General features: G+C 44.1%; 15 protein-coding genes. 14 read left to right on the top strand and 1 reads right to left on the bottom strand.

Annotated elements, in window-relative coordinates; all coding sequences use genetic code 11:
- The first annotated feature begins 2 nt into the window (after window positions 1-2).
- The 14 genes from BLR88_RS12975 to BLR88_RS12910 all read left to right on the top strand — a co-directional run bounded on the left by BLR88_RS12975 (window position 3) and on the right by BLR88_RS12910 (window position 17,957).
- Complete coding sequence (locus BLR88_RS12975) at window positions 3-1,865, top strand: bifunctional homocysteine S-methyltransferase/methylenetetrahydrofolate reductase (protein ID WP_091260871.1); 1,863 nt, start codon at window positions 3-5, stop codon at window positions 1,863-1,865.
- Window positions 1,866-2,138: 273 nt separating this feature from the next.
- Window positions 2,139-2,903 carry a vWA domain-containing protein gene (locus BLR88_RS12970; protein WP_057897620.1) on the top strand — a complete coding sequence of 255 codons (765 nt, stop codon included), beginning with the start codon at window positions 2,139-2,141 and terminating at the stop codon, window positions 2,901-2,903.
- 16 nt (window positions 2,904-2,919) lie between these two features.
- Window positions 2,920-3,720 carry a hypothetical protein gene (locus tag BLR88_RS12965; RefSeq protein WP_091260869.1) on the top strand — a complete coding sequence of 267 codons (801 nt, stop codon included), beginning with the start codon at window positions 2,920-2,922 and terminating at the stop codon, window positions 3,718-3,720.
- Window positions 3,721-3,737: 17 nt separating this feature from the next.
- Window positions 3,738-4,106, top strand: a complete 369-nt coding sequence (locus BLR88_RS12960; protein ID WP_057897622.1) for a ubiquitin family protein — start codon at window positions 3,738-3,740, stop codon at window positions 4,104-4,106.
- Window positions 4,107-4,132: 26 nt separating this feature from the next.
- The gene (essC, locus tag BLR88_RS12955; RefSeq protein WP_091260867.1) at window positions 4,133-8,107 is read left to right on the top strand and encodes a type VII secretion protein EssC; all 3,975 of its coding nucleotides are present in this window, start codon (window positions 4,133-4,135) and stop codon (window positions 8,105-8,107) included.
- A 145-nt stretch (window positions 8,108-8,252) separates the two neighbouring features.
- Window positions 8,253-8,525, top strand: coding sequence for a WXG100 family type VII secretion target (locus tag BLR88_RS12950; protein ID WP_057897624.1), 273 nt, complete (start codon window positions 8,253-8,255; stop codon window positions 8,523-8,525).
- Window positions 8,526-8,628: 103 nt separating this feature from the next.
- Window positions 8,629-11,286 (top strand): tetratricopeptide repeat protein, encoded by a 2,658-nt coding sequence (locus BLR88_RS12945; protein ID WP_091260865.1) that lies wholly within the window; start codon window positions 8,629-8,631, stop codon window positions 11,284-11,286.
- A 26-nt stretch (window positions 11,287-11,312) separates the two neighbouring features.
- Window positions 11,313-13,316, top strand: a complete 2,004-nt coding sequence (locus BLR88_RS12940; protein WP_091260863.1) for a hypothetical protein — start codon at window positions 11,313-11,315, stop codon at window positions 13,314-13,316.
- Window positions 13,317-13,318: 2 nt separating this feature from the next.
- A complete protein-coding gene (locus BLR88_RS12935; protein WP_057897627.1) occupies window positions 13,319-13,597 on the top strand; it encodes a WXG100 family type VII secretion target in 279 nt (92 codons plus the stop codon).
- A gap of 31 nt (window positions 13,598-13,628) precedes the next feature.
- Window positions 13,629-14,849, top strand: coding sequence for a glycine zipper domain-containing protein (locus BLR88_RS12930; RefSeq protein WP_057897628.1), 1,221 nt, complete (start codon window positions 13,629-13,631; stop codon window positions 14,847-14,849).
- A 13-nt stretch (window positions 14,850-14,862) separates the two neighbouring features.
- Window positions 14,863-15,663, top strand: a complete 801-nt coding sequence (locus BLR88_RS12925; protein ID WP_091260862.1) for a hypothetical protein — start codon at window positions 14,863-14,865, stop codon at window positions 15,661-15,663.
- Window positions 15,664-15,704: 41 nt separating this feature from the next.
- A complete protein-coding gene (locus BLR88_RS12920; RefSeq protein ID WP_091260860.1) occupies window positions 15,705-16,232 on the top strand; it encodes a DUF5381 family protein in 528 nt (175 codons plus the stop codon).
- A 418-nt stretch (window positions 16,233-16,650) separates the two neighbouring features.
- The gene (locus tag BLR88_RS12915) at window positions 16,651-17,616 is read left to right on the top strand and encodes a nucleotidyltransferase domain-containing protein (RefSeq protein ID WP_217639392.1); all 966 of its coding nucleotides are present in this window, start codon (window positions 16,651-16,653) and stop codon (window positions 17,614-17,616) included.
- Window positions 17,617-17,696: 80 nt separating this feature from the next.
- Window positions 17,697-17,957, top strand: coding sequence for a hypothetical protein (locus tag BLR88_RS12910; RefSeq protein WP_091260855.1), 261 nt, complete (start codon window positions 17,697-17,699; stop codon window positions 17,955-17,957).
- Window positions 17,958-18,343: 386 nt separating this feature from the next.
- Here the strand turns inward: BLR88_RS12910 and BLR88_RS12905 are convergent, their stop codons facing one another.
- Window positions 18,344-18,667 (bottom strand): helix-turn-helix domain-containing protein, encoded by a 324-nt coding sequence (locus tag BLR88_RS12905; protein WP_175493623.1) that lies wholly within the window; start codon window positions 18,665-18,667, stop codon window positions 18,344-18,346.
- Between the last annotated feature and the right edge of the window lie 336 nt (window positions 18,668-19,003).

The following is a 19,003-nucleotide window of genomic DNA, read 5'->3' as shown; positions in this document are numbered from 1 at the left end:
GGATGACCATGCCAAAAGAAAGCTTGAAAACATACCTTAAGGATCATTTGCTTATCGGGGACGGCGCGATGGCGACCTGGCTGTACCAATTGGGCATTCCGATTGGCGTGTGTTATGAGGAATTGAATTTATCCAATCCAGAGCTTATTCGCGCGGTTCACCGCTCGTATTATGAGGCGGGCGCACGATTTATTCAAACTAACACATACGGAGCGCACCGGGACGCGCTGGCGCGCCATGGTTTGCAGGACAAAGTGACACGGATCAATCGGGTGGCAGTGCAGGTGGCGCGAGAAGCGGTTAAAGATGACGCGTATGTGGTCGGGGGTATCGGCTCTATTAACGCAGGACGTGTGCGAGATGTGCGTATGCAAAATTATCGCGAACAATTTGAGGAGCAGGCAGCGGCGCTTTTAATGGGCGGTGTGGATGCGATTTTGCTGGAAACATTTCTTGATCTGGATGAATTGCTGCTGGCGCTGGATGTGATTCGTCCGTTAACCGATGTGCCGATCGTGGCTCAACTGGCCACGATTGAGGTCGGACGGACGCGAGATGGTCACACGCTAACTCGGGCGTTTGCCGAGTTGAAAAAAGCGGGCGCGGATGTTGTCGGGTTAAACTGCCGGCTTGGACCGGCGGAAATCTTACGTTCGATTGAAAATGCAGTGGTTCCGGAGGACACGCCGCTGTCCGTCTTTCCGAACGCCGGGCGGTTGGCTATGTCAGATGGCCAGTATTCATACGCGTCTGTGCCACAATATTTCGGGGAAAACGCGCTTCGTTTCCGTGCTCAGGGCGCACGCTTGATTGGGGGCTGTTGTGGAACAACACCGGAACATATCCGGGTAATGGCGCAGGTGCTGGCGGAACGAGAGCCGTTGCCGCGCGTGAATCCTGTTGTAGACACGCAAGAAGAAGCGGAGCCGCTGATTCGCATCGCTCCTCCGGCCCGGAAACAGGGAATTGTGGAAACGGTGGCGCATCGGCATACGGTGATTGTTGAGTTAGACCCGCCACGCGATTTAGATACAGAAAAGTTTTTACGGGGCACGGCGGCATTGCAGGACGCTGGGGCGGACGCGATTACGCTCGCTGACAATTCGCTGGCGACGACGCGGATGAGCAATATGGCTCTTGGTTCGATTATGAAGGCGAAATTCGGCGCTGAGCCACTGTTGCACATTGCCTGTCGCGACCGCAACCTGATCGGCCAGCAATCGCATCTAATGGGTTTGCATGCGCTCGGTATTAACCAGGTGCTTGTTGTTACAGGAGATCCGGCCCGTTTCGGCGATCTGCCGGGAGCAAGCTCCGTGTTCGATGTTTCATCATTTGATTTAATTCGGATGATTAAACAGTTGAACGAGGGATATTCTTTCTCAGGGAAGCCGTTGAAGCAGCGGGCGAATTTCGTGGTCGGTGCTGCATTTAATCCGCATGTGCGCCAGTTTGACGCCGCGCTGCGCCGGCTGGAAAAGAAAGTGGAAGCGGGCGCGGATTTTATTATGACCCAGCCGTTGTATGACCGGGAGAGCATTGAGCGGATTTATGAAGGAACCAGGCATCTCGATATCCCGATTTTTATCGGTATTATGCCGCTGACCAGTTCGCGCAATGCCGAATTTTTGCATAACGAAGTACCGGGTATTAGGCTATCAGACGAGGCGCGCACCCGCATGCGCCGGTATGAACCGGGGGAAGAAGCGCGCCGTGAAGGGGTAGCGATCGCCCGTGAGCTGGTAGATATCGCAATGGAGTACTTTAAAGGCATTTATCTGATTACACCGTTTTTCTACTATGAGATGACAGTGGAGTTAACCCGGTATATACGGGACAGATCACGGGTTGTGTTGCAGAAGTAATTTGTGCATTACTTTAACAACCGTTTTGAAAAGCCGGTTTCCTGTATGTTCAGGATGGCCGGCTTTTTATTTTGGTTTATGATGATGATATTGAGACGGTATCAAGCTGAATTCATTCTTAATAATAGGTCAAAACGAGTATAGGAATGGACATCCAGTCCCTACACTTCTTATAAGTTCTTACTTAAAATGGAGAAAGCACAATATACAAGATTTACTAAAACATGTATAGCGTTTTTGGCGATAGATTCAGATTAATAGGAGTTGCGTAGAATGAGCTATCAAATTCAAGCAACACAACAAACCCCGGCATATATTATTTACCTGCTGGATATTAGTGCATCGATGAATCTGTTGATGGATGCCGGGGGAGAAAAAAAGAGGAGGATGGATGTTGTAACGACAGCGTTGAACGCTGCAATCCGACAAATGGTTTTTCGTTCCACAAAGGGGAGTCGGCTTAGTCCGCGTTATAAGCTATCAATTCTCGCGTATAGTGATAACGTGTTTGACGTTTTGGGAGGAGTGAAAGGGATTGATGAAGTGGCACGAATGAGACCGCTGGAAAACGTACAGACCCAGCGGTTGACGAACACAGCCAAAGCGTTTGCTGTAGCTGAGAAGATGCTTCATCAGGAATTGCCGAACCTCAGGGACTGTCCGGCTCCCCTTATCTGTCACATGACGGATGGCGCTTTTACCGGGGAAGACCCTGAGCCGATTGTAAAGCGAATTATGGATATCAAAATCCCGGACGGAAATGTATTAGTCGAAAACATTTTCATTTCCGATGAAATCCTGAAAACCCCTATTGAAAATTCAAAAAAGTGGGCAGGAATCATGCCGGATACCCTGCTCGATGATGAGTATGGAGAGAAGCTGAAAAGGCTTTCCAGCCCGCTGCCTGAAAGTTATCGGGAGATGATGATGGAAACAGGATATAGAATTGAGCCTGGGGCATTAATGCTGCTTCCGGGTACGAATGCTGACCTTGTGTCGCTGGGCTTTCAAATGTCCGCTGCGACCCCGGTTCGGTAATAAAGAGAGGTGTCACATGTTTTCATTTACAAGTGATCAAAAGCTGGAAACACCCATTACCCATATTTATCAGGAGCCATTTTCGTTTCGCTATGGTTATGCTCGTGCCGGCGAGACACAGGAGGCTAATGACCTGGGCCAGGATTATTTGGTTTTTCGTGTAGAGAACAAAAAGTTTACTTTTGTGCTTTGTGACGGGGTAAGCTTATCCTTTTGCGGAAATATAGCAGCACAGTTTTTAGCCACCAAGCTAATAGAGTGGCTTTGTGGAATCCCAAAAGAAGAGATTCAGCAAAAAAACGATATGACAGCAGCGCTGGATAGATATTTGGAGCAGTTAATTAACGAAGCGACAGAAGTTGTAGAAAAGCATGAGCTGCCTCGTCCGCTTTCTCCGCTACTGAGAGATGTGCTGGAAGAAAAAAGGAGAAATGGAAGTGAAACGATGTTTGTCTGCGGCAGAGTCGATATTTTGGAGGAATGGTCCAATCAAGCCCATGTCTTTTTGGCCTGGTCGGGTGATTTGCGTATCCGACTGTGGGACGGATGGACGGAAATCACCCATTTTTCTGGCTTTTCCGTGAATACACAGCAGCGCTGGTCAACGAAGAACGGGTTGATTCATGGTGGGGTGAATGTCATGACATCAAGAGAAGTAAACCGGCCATTAGATCGTTTGACGCTGTACTCTGACGGCTTTTTTGTACTCGATTCTCTTGATGTTCTTCCATCTACTGACCGTCTTCAGGAGATGATGTGCCAAAGTTTTTCTTCCCCTACAAGTGACGATATTTCCTTTTTGGATGTTGCCTGGTAGAAAAAGGAGTGAAAAACGTGGAAGAAATTATTGTTACCTTTATTCATCATCATCAGGAGAGCGATTTACGCCTGCCAAATCAGGTGGAGAGCGAGAAGCTGGTTATCGCCTTAAATGAATGGCTCGGATATGAATATGATTGGACACAAGGAATACACGATCTGGAATATTCGTTTGACCAAAAGCATTGGTTCCGGCTCGAAAAACAGCAATCGCTGGAACGCGCCGGGATTTGGGACGGCGCGTTTTTGCGTTTCAGCAAAGAGCCAGCTTCCACCCTACCAACGGAGAGTGCATACGAAAAGATGTATCCTAGCAATCAGGAAACAACTACCGAAGCTGATGAAGTAGAGCAGCTTGATTACGTATGGAAGATTATTGAGTAAAGAAGGGAAACAGAAGAGGAGAAGATATGAGGAAATCACCATACTTTACACGATCACCGCGGGTAAAGCTTGCGCTACCGACAGGAAAGATTATGGTTCATCGGCCAAAGTCGGAGCCGATGGAGCCGAGGTTTTCTTTTGAAACGATGATTATTCCTATTTTCCTAACCATTGCCACGGTAGGGATTATGTATTATCTGTCTAAAACGATGTATAACAGTGCTGCCTATGCCATCTTCATGCTGGCCATGAGCATCCCGATGTTAGGTTCTTACATTGCCACTATCATTTTGTACTTTAGAAGAAAGAAAAAGCATCGCGAAGAGGTAGTGCAACTTCATGAAGAATATCTCGCACAGTTAGAGAATCATAGAAAAGAGATAGAAGAAATTCGTGAGCAGCAAACTAAATTTTTACGAGAAAAAGATCCGAATCCGGAAGAATGCGTCCGTAGAATTTACGAACGGCAAAGCTCATTGTGGGAGCGTGCGACAGATTCGGAGGATTTTCTTCATTTGCGAATTGGACTCGGCATACGTCCTTTCGTCATTACGATTCAGCTTCCGACACAGGATGGTTATGACATCCATCCTTTAATTGCAGAGGCGCAGAAGCTGGGCGCCGATTATAGTGAGCTGACGAACGTACCTGTTTCGATTTCGCTGCGGGAAAAAAGAGTGGTTGGTTTGGTAGGGGAGCGAAAGGATATTTTAGAACTGGCACGCGTGCTGACCCTGCAGCTTGTTACTCACCATTCTCCTGAAGAAGTCAAGCTTGTCTGCGTTTACTCTGAGCAGGAAAAAGAGGAATGGAACTGGATGAGATGGCTTCCGCATATATGGGACAACGAACGTGAATCCCGGTATATAGCGGAAGGACAACATATGGCGCGGGCGTTGTCCGAAAAACTTTATAGCACATTAAACTTTCGAAAACTCAAAAAAGGGGGAGAGAAGAACAAAGAGTATGATGTTCCTGAATATGTATTCTTTTTGCCCAGCCTTTCCCTGTTTGAGAATGATGCCCTATTGCCCTTAATTCTCAAGGAAGGCGATACGGTGGGAGCCTGCGCATTTCTTATGTCATCCAGGAAAGAAAGCCTGCCGATGGAATGTGAAGTTATTATCGAGGTAAAGGACGGTATCGCTCGTCTTTATGAAACTTTTTCAGCCGATGACCAGACTCGATCGTTTACTGGTCAGGAAAAAGTTGCACTCGATCGGTTTACTTTACCGGAAGCGAAGGAGATGGCCCGTGCTCTCGCTCCGCTGCGGGTAAAGCAGTCAACTGCTGGAGTCATTCCCCGGGTTCTTACCTTTCTTGAGATGTATGGGGTGAATCGGGTAGAAGAACTGGATGTGATCTCCAGATGGGAACAAAACCGCTACCCGCTTACGCTTCCTGTTCCGATAGGCGTACGTGAAGGGGGAAAGGTCGTTGAGTTAAACATTCATGACAAAATCGAAAGAAACGGCCATGGGCCGCACGGATTGATGGCTGGTACTACTGGATCCGGTAAGAGTGAAGTGATTCAATCTATTATTTTGTCGCTGGCGGTTACCTATCATCCGCATGAACTGGTTTTTATGCTTATTGACTATAAGGGTGGAGGAATGTCAAATACTTTTCAGGGCCTACCGCATGTAGTGGCGACCATTACTAATCTGGAGAACCCGAATCTGATTAATCGTGCCAAAGTCTCTTTGCGGGCAGAGCTGGAAAGAAGGCAGAAGATATTTAACATGGCGGGCAACATACAGCATATTGATGAATATTTCCGCTCGGAATGGCGTTTTAAAGAGCCGCTGCCGCATCTTTTTATCATTATTGATGAATTTGCACAATTAAAAAAGGATCAGCCCGAATTTATGGATGAATTAATCAGCATAGCGGCGATTGGTCGTACGCTGGGAGTTCATTTGCTGCTGGCCACACAAAAGCCGGCGGGAGTTGTGGATGAAAAAATATGGAGTAACTCCCGTTTTCGCATTTGCCTGCGTGTTCAGGATGACAGCGATAGTCGTGAAATGATTCAAATCCCAAATGCTTCTACCATCAATGTCCCTGGACGGGCCTATTTCCAAGTTGGTAACAATGAAGTGCTCGAATACTTCCAATCTGCCTGGAGCGGCGCGGATTATTGTCCTAAAGAAGAAACAGAGGCAGAGCACATTGAAATTGCGGAGGTTAAGCTAGACGGCTCCATAGTGCGGAAAAAAGCCGTAAAAGCGGATGAGAACAATAAGCGCAAGGAAATCCAGGTGCTCATTGATTATATAAAAGAAGAAGCGCAAAAGCATGCGATTCATCCGCTTCCAGGACCATGGCTGGAGCCTCTTCCTGAACAGTTGCCAATTTCGCAGATGATTGACATTGATAACTGGACACCGGCAGACTGGAGCAGCGTGGAGAAATGGCTCCAGCCGACAGTAGGAATCGTTGATGATATAAGCAATCAAGCCCAGTATCCTCTGCGGCTCGATTTGAGCGAAGGGCATCTTATTGCTTATGGTATGCCAGGCTCCGGGAAGACCACGTTTATTCAGTCTACGCTGCTTTCATTGTTTTTCGATCTTGCACCTGCTGATTTGCATGTATATATTATTGATTTTAGCCGTCAGATGAAAGAGTTGGCCAGATTCCCTCATGTAGGCGGAGTGGTGCATGAAGAAGAGACAGAAAAGATGCGGAGGCTCTTCCGCTTTTTGCTAAAAGAACTGGCATTGCGTAAAGAGTTGTTTTCCAATGAAGGGGTAAGCTCGCTCCAAAATTACCGTACCGTTACTAATCAACGTTTACCGGCCCTTATGCTGATTATTGACGGATACCAGCAGTTTCGGACAAATTTTATAAATGAAAATGAACAGCTTGAGGTACTGTTGCGGGAGGGGGCAGCATACGGCATTATTGTGATGGCGACAGCCCACCAGACAAGTGATATGTATGATCGATACCGCAATACTTTTGCTTCGGCCGTTTCCTTCGAACTTGCGGATCAGACCGATTACTACTTTGCAGTAGGAAGACCCGGCTTTACTGTGTCAAACCTTCCGGAGGGACGCGGTTTTGTAAAAGGGCATAACCCGCCGTATGTGTTTCAGTGTATGCTGCCATACGATGGATCGAATGAATGGGAAAGGACTGCCTTCCTCCGGCACTGGGCCAGCAAAATGCAGGAGGAATGGAAGGGGAAACCAGCGAAAGAAATTGCGATGTTACCGAAGGAAATCAGATTAGAACAACTGATGGATCAATTTCCGCCGCAGGCAACGAGGGAGCTTCCATACGGGATTGATACTGAAGAGCTGGCTCTGCAATCCATTCGTCTGGAGGAAGTCGATCATGTTCTGGTAACAGGGCGTGTAGAATCGGGTAAAACGTCCCTTTTACAGACTTTGATATTGTCTATGGAGCACCAATACGCTGCTGATGAAATTGATATCTTCTTTATTGAATTAGAGCCGAAGCGTACAGGAATTATGAACCTTGCTCATTTGCCTCAGGTCAAAGGATACGCCACAAACCTCCTAGAAGCGAAAAAGCTCCTGCAAGAAGTAGTAGCTATTACCGAGGAAAGAAAGCAAACAAGTTCAATCTTTGGCTGGGGAAATAATGAGGAAGAGGGCATGTACAATCCGATCGTCATTATTATTGACGATGTAGAAAACTTCATGCAGCAAATGAACATGGATTTTGAAATAAAGAACGATCTTGAAAAGCTGACAAAAGAAGCACGGCAAAAAAATATTCATTTTATCATGGCTGGATTACTGGCAAGCATGAACAGCTATTTGCATGAAGCATGGTTTATTAACATTAAGAAGAAGTTTGTTGGATTTTTGCTGGGTTCAACTTTAAACAGTGATTTATACTTTTTTAATATGAGGCTTCCTCATGCGGAAACAGATAAAGAGCTGCCGGCCGGTGACGGCTTTGTGATTAAGGGGAAAAATATGAAAGTAAAAATTGCTAGGCCTTATGAAAAGGTAAATAATAGATAAAAATACATGGTGAGAAAGTAGCGATTAACTTTTCATTATACAAATATAGTAGTTCCTGGGAATGATAATGATTACAGGACTGTACGATACGGAAAATTTGTAATATATTGACTTTGTCCAAAGAAAAGAAAGGAAGTGTAAGCCAATGTCAATGAGAATTCTTGTTACGCCGGAAGAGTTAGAAGGAATTGCCCAGCAGTTTAGAAACGGATCAGATGCAAGCCGCCAGCAAACCAACCAGCTCTATCAAGCACTTCAATCTTTAGAAGGCAAGTGGGATGGTGCAACGAAGAAGCGTTTCTTCGATCAGTTCGAACAATCTCGCCGTCATATGGAAGCTTACGTTCAACTTCTTGATTCTATTGATCAGGAACTTCGTGCTATTGCTACGCGTTTCCGTCAGGCAGATGCTCAATAATCATATTTTAGTATGAAGTATAAAAGAGTAGAAAAAAGACTAGTCATAACAGCTGACTGGTCTTTTGTACATTGTGAAAGTTTTAGAACAGGGGTTCATAAGTATGAATTTTCAGCCGGAAGTTGGAGAAACGATTCGTTTGTTTGGCAGAAAATATACCTTCTCCAAACATCCAGCGGTAGAGGGGATTGATATCCCATACGGGCAAGAGGGGAGACAGGGGACTGTTTATCAACTGGTTGATGAACAGGCGAGAACTCTCCACCGCTATGTGGCTTTTAAAGTGTTTAGGGAACGATTCAAAAGTGAGCGTCAGATAGAGTTGGCGAAAAAATTCCAAAAATATGCAGGAGGATATGGTCTTTCCGCTTGCTTGCGCTCCGTTATTGAACAGCAGAGTCATGAGAAGCTCGTCAGTCAATATGAAGATTTGCAGTACTCTGTTCTTATGCCTTGGATCGAAGGACCAACCTGGGCAGATATCCTACTGGAGGAAAGGGCTCTTACTCGTGAAGAATGCTTACAAATCGCGTGCACGTTTGCTTATATCATGAAGGAGATGGAAGAAGCAGGTCTTGCTCACTGTGATCTTTCATCAAGCAACGTTCTTATTCCCTACTTGAGCAAAGAGAAAGTAGATCATTCTTTTGCTGATATTGAACTGGTAGATATTGAAGAGCTATATGCACCTGATGTAAGGAAGCCGCCTGTTCTGCCGGGAGGATCGCCTGGTTATGCTGCGGATTATGTGCGGGATGGAGTGTGGACGGCGAATGCCGACCGCTTTGCAGGCGCTGTGCTGCTGGCAGAAATGATAGCGTGGCATCATGACAGCATCCGGATAGAAAAAGCCGATGATATGAGCTATTTTGCAGCTGAAGAAATGCAAAAAAAATCGGAACGTTACCGGAAAATAAAGGTAGTTGTTCAAGACACGCTTGGAGAAGCGGCGGCGGAGCTTTTTACACGGGCGTGGGAAAGCCGAAACTTAAAGGAATGTCCTTCGTTTGCTGAATGGTTTTCTGTTTTTCCCCGGTCGATAAAAGAAGTGGTTATCAATCGAAAGCAGGCATTTTTTCAGGCAAAAAAACAGCCTACCTCCTCTCTCTTGAGCGTAGAGTCCCTGTTAGACATTGCTTCAACGTTTGAAGGACTTGGCAACAAAGTTGCCGCTCAAAGAGAGTATCGTTATATTGTTTCGCACTTCCCTGAGAAGAAAGCGGTCGTGGAAGAAATTAAATTGCTGCTCTCTGAGGGAAAAGTAAACATGGAACCACAGAGGTGGGATCTGGCGGATTATCTTGAAGCGGCCAACCAGATGGAGAAGCTGGAAGAATGGGAGAAGGCGCTATTGTTCTATGCAAGAGGAGCCCAGCTTCCTTCCATTGATTTTGCTACAAAAGAAGAGTTAGAAATTATCGTAGAAGAACTGAGAGAGAAAATCCGGGCCAGGCAGCAAGTGATAACCACTGAAGCCGCCTTGCAAAAAATACTTGATGAAAAACAAAAAAAGCCAGAAGCCCCGGCCTGTGTTCCGAATTTTTCCGGTAAAACAAAAAAACAAGGGCCTTTCCTTATGGAACGTGTGTGGCAGTTCTCGGTGAAAAGATGGAAGCTGTTGTTATCTCTTAGCTGTGCCTTCCTAATTGGTGGCCTGCTCATCTGGCTTTATAACTATACAGCAGAAAAGAAATGGCGGGAACTGATCCAGAAGGGAACGGAAGCTTTTACCAGACAGAACTATATTGAAGCGGAAGGATTCATCCGAAAAGCGATGGATCAGAAGCCAACCGAAGATTTATATACCAAAATGGCAACGATTTATATCAGCAGAGGTTATCATGAACAGGCGATCCGGTATTTGGAAGATTTATTCTATGAGAAGAAGCTGTCCGAAAAAAATCAAGAAGCTCACTATTTAATAGGTCGCGCCTATTTTTTGCTGAATGACTTCTCGAATGCTATTCCATATTTTGAGAAAGCAAGAAAAGGGGAGAAAAGCATTTATGAGCAAGATGTAATCCGCGATCTGGTTGTCTCTTACGCCCGCACCAATCAGTATGCAAAGGCGAACAATATGGTACATCAGCTGAAAGCTGGTGATTTAGTTTCTAAAGCTTTTATTGCTAATTTGAAGGGAGAGCTCTTTGAATTGCAGGGGAAAGATAGCGAAGCAATCGAAGAGTTTAAGAATGCTGTGGCTTTACATAAAGGCAATGAGCGGTACATCAAAAACCTAGTCGATCTCTATATTAAAAAAAATAAAACGAACCAGGTCGATGACACAACGAAGGCAAGGACGTATGAAGAAGCTATTTCTTTAATGAATGAATTATTAAAAGAGGATTTTACTAACATTGACTATTTAAACCGATTAGGACAGGCATATTATGATTATGGGCTTTACTATGAGGCTAAAGGAAATCGGAGATATATCAATCTTTTTCAGCAATCGTTAATCTCTTATAACCAGATTATAGATTTGGGCATCCGGAATGAGGAGATTCTCCTCAACATAGGCATTTTATATGACAAGCTTAATCAAAAGGTTAAGGCCGAAAGTATCTACAAGCAAGTGTTAAAAGAGTACCCGAATAGCGGGCATGCCTATTTCGTTTATGGCCTGTTTAAATTGAAGGAGAAGAAGTATAAAGAAGCGTTGACTATGCTGCAAAAAGTGGTGCAATTGAACCAAAATCCGTCGGAAGCAGCGATTGCAAAAGAGCGTATGAAAGAGATGAAAGCCAAAAAGTTGATATAAGTAGGATGAAGTGAGGGGGAGTACAGTTGGCACCTGAAAATCAGCAAGACAAAAATAGTGCAAAAGCTCGGCAGGTCGTCCTGCCTGTTTCACTTAGTTTGCTGGTCGCTGCTGGCGGAGTCGCTACTTATCAGTGGAGTCAGCATGACGCACCTGTAAGCGGCAAGCGGGCTGAACATGCAAACACGAAAAGTAAGGAAAAAAAGCCAGGGGAAGCGATTCGTCTCAATACTGACGACAATCAGGTGAAGAATACAGCTATTAACCAGTTTAAGGAAAATAGGGGCAAACGGATAGAAGTACCTGTCAAGCACAGTGCGGAAGAGTCTGGGAAAAAGATTCGCTCATCGTTGGAAAAGGAGGAAGCTTTGCTTGCTTTTTCCCTAAAAAATGATGTGGATTGGGAAGTTTATGACGATGCGGTTTATCTAGTAGATAGCTCTAATAAGGGAGCTCCGATTGCAGGCCTGGCAGTGGATCAGAGTGATATCATTTTGCCAGAGCCGCCGTTACTCATTGAAGATATTCCCCTTTTACCAGTTGATGACTTGCTATCAGGTGAGGAAGAAACAACAGACGGGGATTTAAACAATGAGCAAAATCGGTCGGAAAATGTAGGCGATCAGAAGACAGACAATAATAGTAAAGACGACGCTATTGATAGTGGCCCTGTGTTAGTACCTGGCTCTTTATATAATAGCATTTATGACTATGTCATAATGAATGATTCCTACAATGTTGTTTATTATGGACAAAATGTTAGAACGGATGATAAACGCTATAATACCATCATGAAATGGCTTGTAGAATCAGCGGATCGTCTTAAAGGGGAGGCCTATGCAAGTCCCTCACTTTCTTACCAGGGGCAGGCAAATTTACAGCTCATTCATTCACTAAAGATAAATCAGCCGGAAATTCAGAGCTTGCAAGAAGAAATCCAAAAAAATATGTTCATGAAGTATGTGGATGAGGAAATCAATGCATATGCAGCTGATAAGGAACGCCATTCTAAGGATGCCAAACATATTGTTTATTTTATTGGTAAGTACAATGAACAGGCGAATAAGTCGCTGAACCCGAGTGAATATGGGAATGCTGACCGTAATTTAATGAAGTCCGCTGATCAAGATGCCCGAAATTCTAGCAGCGTGGTGGAGGCACTGAACAAATATCAGATTGCAAGCCAGTATGCGCCAGATGTTGCCGAGGAATTACGCACACAAAAAAAGGATTTGCTATTGCAGGTGAAGGAAGTTTCACAAACGGATATAAGTAAGGCTGTCATTCTGGCTGCTGAAGCTGTTGAAAACGGTAATCATGCTCCGGAAGCGAGGGAAGAATTGCACAGATTAGCGGAGAAATTGCTCGAAGCCGCGGAGGAATTTGAGCCAGATGCGGAAGAGCAGGCTTATGAAATTTTAAGTACAAGAGCGAGTATTGATAAGACGATTGCTCATACCGCTACCAATCGAAAAAAAGCCTTCGCATATGCGAAAAAAGCAGAAGGTTTGTTAAGCGCTGAAAAGTATGCAGAAGCTCTGTATTATGCTAGTGAATCCAAACGTTTATACGATAAAAGTGATTTGAACGACAGGGTGATAAAGCGGGCGGTCGAACAGATGTTAAAAGAAGCAAAAGAAAAAGATCTGGATACTCAGCTGGCGATATATAGAAGTATTACCAGCGCAAACGGCGTACCTTATGAGTATGCACAGCAAGCGACTTTCCTGCAAAAAGCGATCGACGACTATAGAAAAGCGATGAATCAGTCAAATCTTGAACAGGCTGTTCAAGATTTAAGTTCCGCCTGGCAACATTCAAATTTGCAGAAATTGGTAGAACCTCTATTAAAAGAAAAAAGTCGCACGCTGTTTGAGCAGGCCAACGCGATACGAAATGAGAATCCTAAACAAGCCGCCCGTTATTTTAGAACACTGGCACAGACACCTGGAGTCGATGTTGAGATAAAGGAACGCGCGAAAAGCATGCTAGATGAAAGCAACCAAAAAAACATGAAGATTGGAGGATAACAATGGACTCTCACCGAGTATTGGCATTAGCCAATCGTTATCGTCAGGCCGCTAATCAGGTTATGGAAATTCAAGGAAGAATAAAAGGTACAGTCGAGTGGAACGGAGCGGAGTGGAAAGGCAAGCGAAGGGAACGATTTAATTCTGATTACCAGGAGACGATCCAGGCATTTCAGCGTTATGTACGGGACTTGCAAATCACAAGTGATGAATTGGAAAAGGCCGCAGTCCGGATTGAAGAGCTCAAAAAGGAATTGGCGAAACAGCAACAAAAGGGATAATCTGTAGTTTGCAAAAGAAAGGAGCAGTGCAATGGCAAACGAGATTTCAATGGATATAAATAAAGGGCGCACGATGGCAGACGATTTTGTCCGGGAAATTTCTGTCCTGGAGAATCTCACCAATGAATTGAACGAACAGATGCAACAGTTATTGTCCGATATATCGTACGGGGACCCGCGCTATATAAATTGCATAACAGGCGTAGTCGCAAATGATTTTACGAAAGGGTCAGGCGAGCGTCTGATAAATCAGCTCTCTGAGAACGAGATTTACATTCGCTCCACCGTTGACCGCCTCGAGGAGGAGGATAATGTCATTGGAAACTTGTTTGAATTGCACGGCTATTGGAATGGGGTGTTACAAGCGGCCGGGCATTCGCTCTTTGGCGTTGCTTTTGCTCTAACCGGTCTGACGAGGTTTGAGTTCGCAAATGGGGCATGGCGGGTTCGCTATCTTTCTAGGTATGCACACTTGACGAGGGCTATCGATAACTCGAAGTTGCGCACGGTGGCCAGATATCTGCTTGGGCCGAAATACCTTGTGCGATATATGGATAAGCCACTCAGACAAGTTATGTACAGGGCCGGAGTGGGTTTCTTCCCAGGCCATGTTGCTTCGTTCGATAGCGGTTTGGCTAGATTACGGGAGGCAGCCAGAAATGCCGATACGTTCAAAGGTGCATTCGGTGCGGTGAAAAGCCATGCCGGCGATTTGCTCAAAGCAAGCAAAGGGTTTTTGAAAACCAACTTTGTGACCGCCTTCATAGCGTCAGGGGTTGAGGAATCAATCGGATTGGGCATGAACATCCTGAATAATTACAAAGAATATGGAAACAACGAAGCGGTATTAAAACGTGAGAACGCAAAAGCAGTGGGTCGGGCCGTATATAATACGGGAGTAAAAACGGCTACCGCAGGGGTCGGTGGTGTTATTGGAGGCGCGATTGGTTCTATGATCCTACCGGGTGTGGGAACTGTTGTCGGCGCCGCTGCCGGCGGATTTATCGGCAGTATAGTCGGCGATAAAATCGCGAAGCATACACCGGCCTGGGTAGACGAAGCGGCGCTCCATTTAAAAGATGAGATACATGCCGGCATTGAAAAGGTCGGGGACGGCCTGAGAGCGGTCGGAAAAGGAATGAAGAAAGCGGAAGAAGGCATCAAGGCGGGATTCAAGGAAGTAAAGGATACAGCCGACCAATTGCTGAAAAATGCGGGAGAATTCTTCTCTAAAAAATTCTCTTTCACATAAGGAGGGATAGCACATGACAGTAACATTGAGCGTTGAAGAACTTATCTATTGCTTTTACAGTGAGGGACTGTTTGAACAGGGATTGGGACTGAAGCAAGTCTATTTCCAGGATTTGTCGGATGAACAGATGAACCTTATCTTTCAGGCTGCCTGCCGCTCTCTCCTGTCCAAAGATTACCTTATATATGAACAGCGGCGCTTTACCCTGAAAAAGGAAATTGCCCGTATTATTTCCTGCTTAAACGGTTCATCGTTTACATTGAAAGCTTCCAAGTTCTTGGATGATGGATATCAGGATACAATGTCTGTACATTTCTCTGAGGAAGGAACGTACGAGCATTCGCTCCGCTATGAAGGACAGGTGCATGTTTTTCGTACGATTTCTCCGGAAGAATCCTATGCCACCATCGGCAGCTATTTGGGGGTATCAATCCAAGGGAAGGATGAAGGGGTTGTGCTGCCATTAAACCAATCGGAATTCGAATCGATGCTAACACTCATCGATGAAAATTCGGATCGTGTAGCCGATTATGTCCGAACCATGGGGGGAGACACTGAAAACATCCAGGCATTTGCGAGTGATATGGTAAAGAATAAAGGGATGATGGACAATATTCTGTTTTTGGAGTATGACAAGAATCGAGAGCCGGTATTGTTGGATATTATCTTCGTGGTGAACGGAGAGAGGGATACTTGGATCATAACCAGACCGGAGGAAGGGCGGTATGAAGTCAGGAAGTGTAATCTGTCCAGTTTGGCCGTCCTCATGAAAAAAACAAGCCATGCCGTTACCGCAGCATTGAAGTCGGTATAGTGACATCTAGGAATTTACACGTAGCAGAGGAGTTTTCTATTATGAAATCTTTAAAGAAGACAGACCATGGGGTTCAGGTTGTGTACACCAATATGGATGCCGGTTGCATGACCGTCTTGCCGGGAATTATGGTTGCTGTAAGTCTCCTTATCTTTTATTTTCTTCCTGAGCTTGGCATTATTAAAGGACTGATCGGGCTCATTATCGGGATTATGGCCTTTCTTCTCTTTGGCGGTATACTTTTGAGGATTCTGATGATTATAAGGAGAAAAAATCCGGTTCTGATCGAAGTCCGCGATGGATACCTGATGGACCGTAAGAAGAAGGTGCCGATATCGGAAATCAATGAAGTCTCATTCGGCTGGAATCAAGGACGGCTCGGCGGGATCATATTTCCCGATTTGGCGGTTCAAACGATCCATAATAAGCGATATTACTTTTGCTACTATAACCTAATCTCAGAGAGGGCCATAAAGGAATTGGTGGAGCAATACATCCTTCCTTTTGCGACTCCGCAATGCAAAAGCAAGTGGGAAAAGCATTTCTGGCGTAAAAATAAAGCTCAATAAAAAATTTTTTCGGACAATAAAATAGAAAATGTAGGTCTATCCCCTTAAAATAATAGCGGGATAGACTTTTTTGTTATTGATGGGGGACATATCTGCGAATTTTACTCTATATAAATCACACTTGATACATGGACATCCTTGTGTAGTTGGAAGGAAGAGGAAAGAACATCCAGAGAAAAGAAAGGAGAAGCCCCCTGTGTAAAAGAATAAGGGCAGATGGTTTGCCATTCCCTTTCTTCTGGACTGTGGGCAGGGCCCATCAACGCTTCCTCTCTCCTCTTCCTATCCTTCTCCCACCATCCAAATGTCGAAACATCAAAGACGATGTATATAAGTCATAAACTAAAAAGACTTTATGTAGCTATCTTTTATATGAGGAGGAATAAAATTGACCAGCCGAAGTCAGCAACTCATTCGTTTGGCGCAAGAATTTGTAAGCGAAGTACCATTCAATGTGGTGTATGCTAGTGTAGGCGGCTCAACGGGCAGAGGGGAAGCGGATCAATACAGCGATTTGGACATTGTTATTTATACGGATGATATTTCGTTGACCGACGCAAAAAATGTTATGTACAAAGATGAAATTATCCAATTAGAAATTGAACATTGCAGAGAATTCCCGAAACAAAAAAATATCATAGACAATCCGTGGGATTACAGGTTTTTACAAGAAATTTGCATTATTTACGATAGTGATGGGGAGTTTAAAAAAATTAAGAATTGGGCGATACAGTATTTTTCTTCCGCAAAAGGGACAAAACGAATAAGCGAACAAGTTTTGGGCATTGTAGAGGAAAGAAAAAATTGGGCTCTACACTGTATGAATCAAGGCAATATGTATTCTGCTACGCATGCCGCGCTGGGAGCATGGACAGAAGCAGCTTTTTTATATTTATTTTTGACGCAAGGCTCACTATCAACCAATGCTCTCATTCCTTCTATTCAAAAATTAGAGCGCCATTTTGCGGCATTTAAAACTGCTTGTCCTTTTACTTTGAATGGACAATGGTCAGAGATTCCCGCTATTTTAAAGCGTTTTCGGAGTTATTTGCGAAAACAGGGATTTTCGTTTGAGTTCGGGCTCTCTCCTATTCAAGACCTATTATACGAAAAAAAAGCAGCCCGTTTGTTAGAGTCAAAAGAATATATGAGTTTGTTATGGCAATGTTATGGGGAAGCGTTTTGTCTATATGCAGAAACGTCCGAAAACGATTGGTTTGAAGACTATTTTTATGAACTGCCCGAATCTTTGCAACAAGATTTACGTAAAATCGGTTTTGTCCCTCTACCCTCACATAAAATCCAGACGATATGCACTTTAAGTGATGAGCTTATTAACTTAGTCTATCACGAAAAAAATAAGAAAAATATATCGCTCTACTGAGAGAATTGTTTGACTTTTAAAATTTTTAGAAGCCTCACCTCTAAGCAAAGCGGAGGTGGAGGAGTTTATCGATTTGATCGTTGGAAGGAAGACAGGATGTAGGAGGAGTTGTTTTTGATGAAGAAAAAACAAATCATGATTTTACTTATTCTGGGAATATAATAGGTGGATTCTTTTATATAATTAATATTTCTACATTTGAACCGCATATGACTGGTGGAAATGGTAATCCTGCCTTGCTATTTATGATACCTACAGTTCCCTTGTATGTTTACTTCTCCATTCTACTGTATACTACTTTTTACTATTTTTTAGTAAAAATAGTAAAAATAAGATCGTAATTTACACTTTGTTTTCTCTGTTTGCTTTTGTCTGTGCAATGATTGGTGAGTATTGCTATGTTTAGGAAAAACGAGTTGAGTTAGGAAATCCGTATTATCCTAATACAAGGGTTAGCAGAATTACCCCACTTGGTCCATTTATAAACAAAACAATTGGTTTTTTAATGGTTATACTTATTTTTTTCTTCCGTTATTCGTCGTAATAATTAGTGGAACAAAATGTATTCTCTCACGCTCACGACAAAACTAAACGCCTATTTTGGATTTATTCCCCGCTTCAAAAATCGTAAACTTTTAAGTGGTGAGAGTGTTCAAATGAATCACTGTCATCGTCTATGTCGTCGACTTAGCTCCGGTTGCCGGTGAATTGGAAAACGCATATGTGTTTATAGCTTACCTATGAGGAATTGAAACAAAGCAAGAAAAGTAATGGTAAATACCGTTTTGTTTGTTTGTAGCCTACCTATCAGTGTCCAGACGGCGATACGCTCGGATATGGCATTCATCTTGCGACAACAATACGGTATTCTCATCTCTGTATGCTGTTCTTCAGACAAATACGGCTTGTTTCCTGGCGGAAAATCACGATGGAGCAGCTCAATCAGTCCGCTGCGGTTGAACATTTTTACGTACGTAGAGACCGATTGACGACAAATTCCTAAGATATTTCCGGCCTCTGTGGCCGAGTGTCCTTCCATAACCAGTCGCACTACAGTAAGGCGTTGCTTAAAAAATGCGTCTTGTAATTTCGTTCTTCGATACGTAAGCTTTCCGTTGTAAAACCATGTGTTTGTGTTACTGTAAGTTTTCCCACCGATTCCGACTCCTTCGAGGTTTTCTTAGGAATCAGTATGGTCAAATTTTTTCTAGTTAAGACATCAACTTAGATTTATATAGATACAGTAGTTATGCCATCTGTGCTAGAATCCCTATGATTGTTAAAGCCGATAATAAAATCCCCAATATAGCCGGAACAAAATTCCCCAACCTATATAGCTACCGATTAAGGGTTTAACAAACGGTTATTTGGCAATACTGGCTCCTAT

The sequence above is a fragment of the Aneurinibacillus thermoaerophilus genome (assembly GCF_900099925.1).
Classification (GTDB): domain Bacteria; phylum Bacillota; class Bacilli; order Aneurinibacillales; family Aneurinibacillaceae; genus Aneurinibacillus; species Aneurinibacillus thermoaerophilus.
Note: the sequence above shows the minus strand (reverse complement) of the source record. Positions and strands in the feature narration are given on the sequence as shown.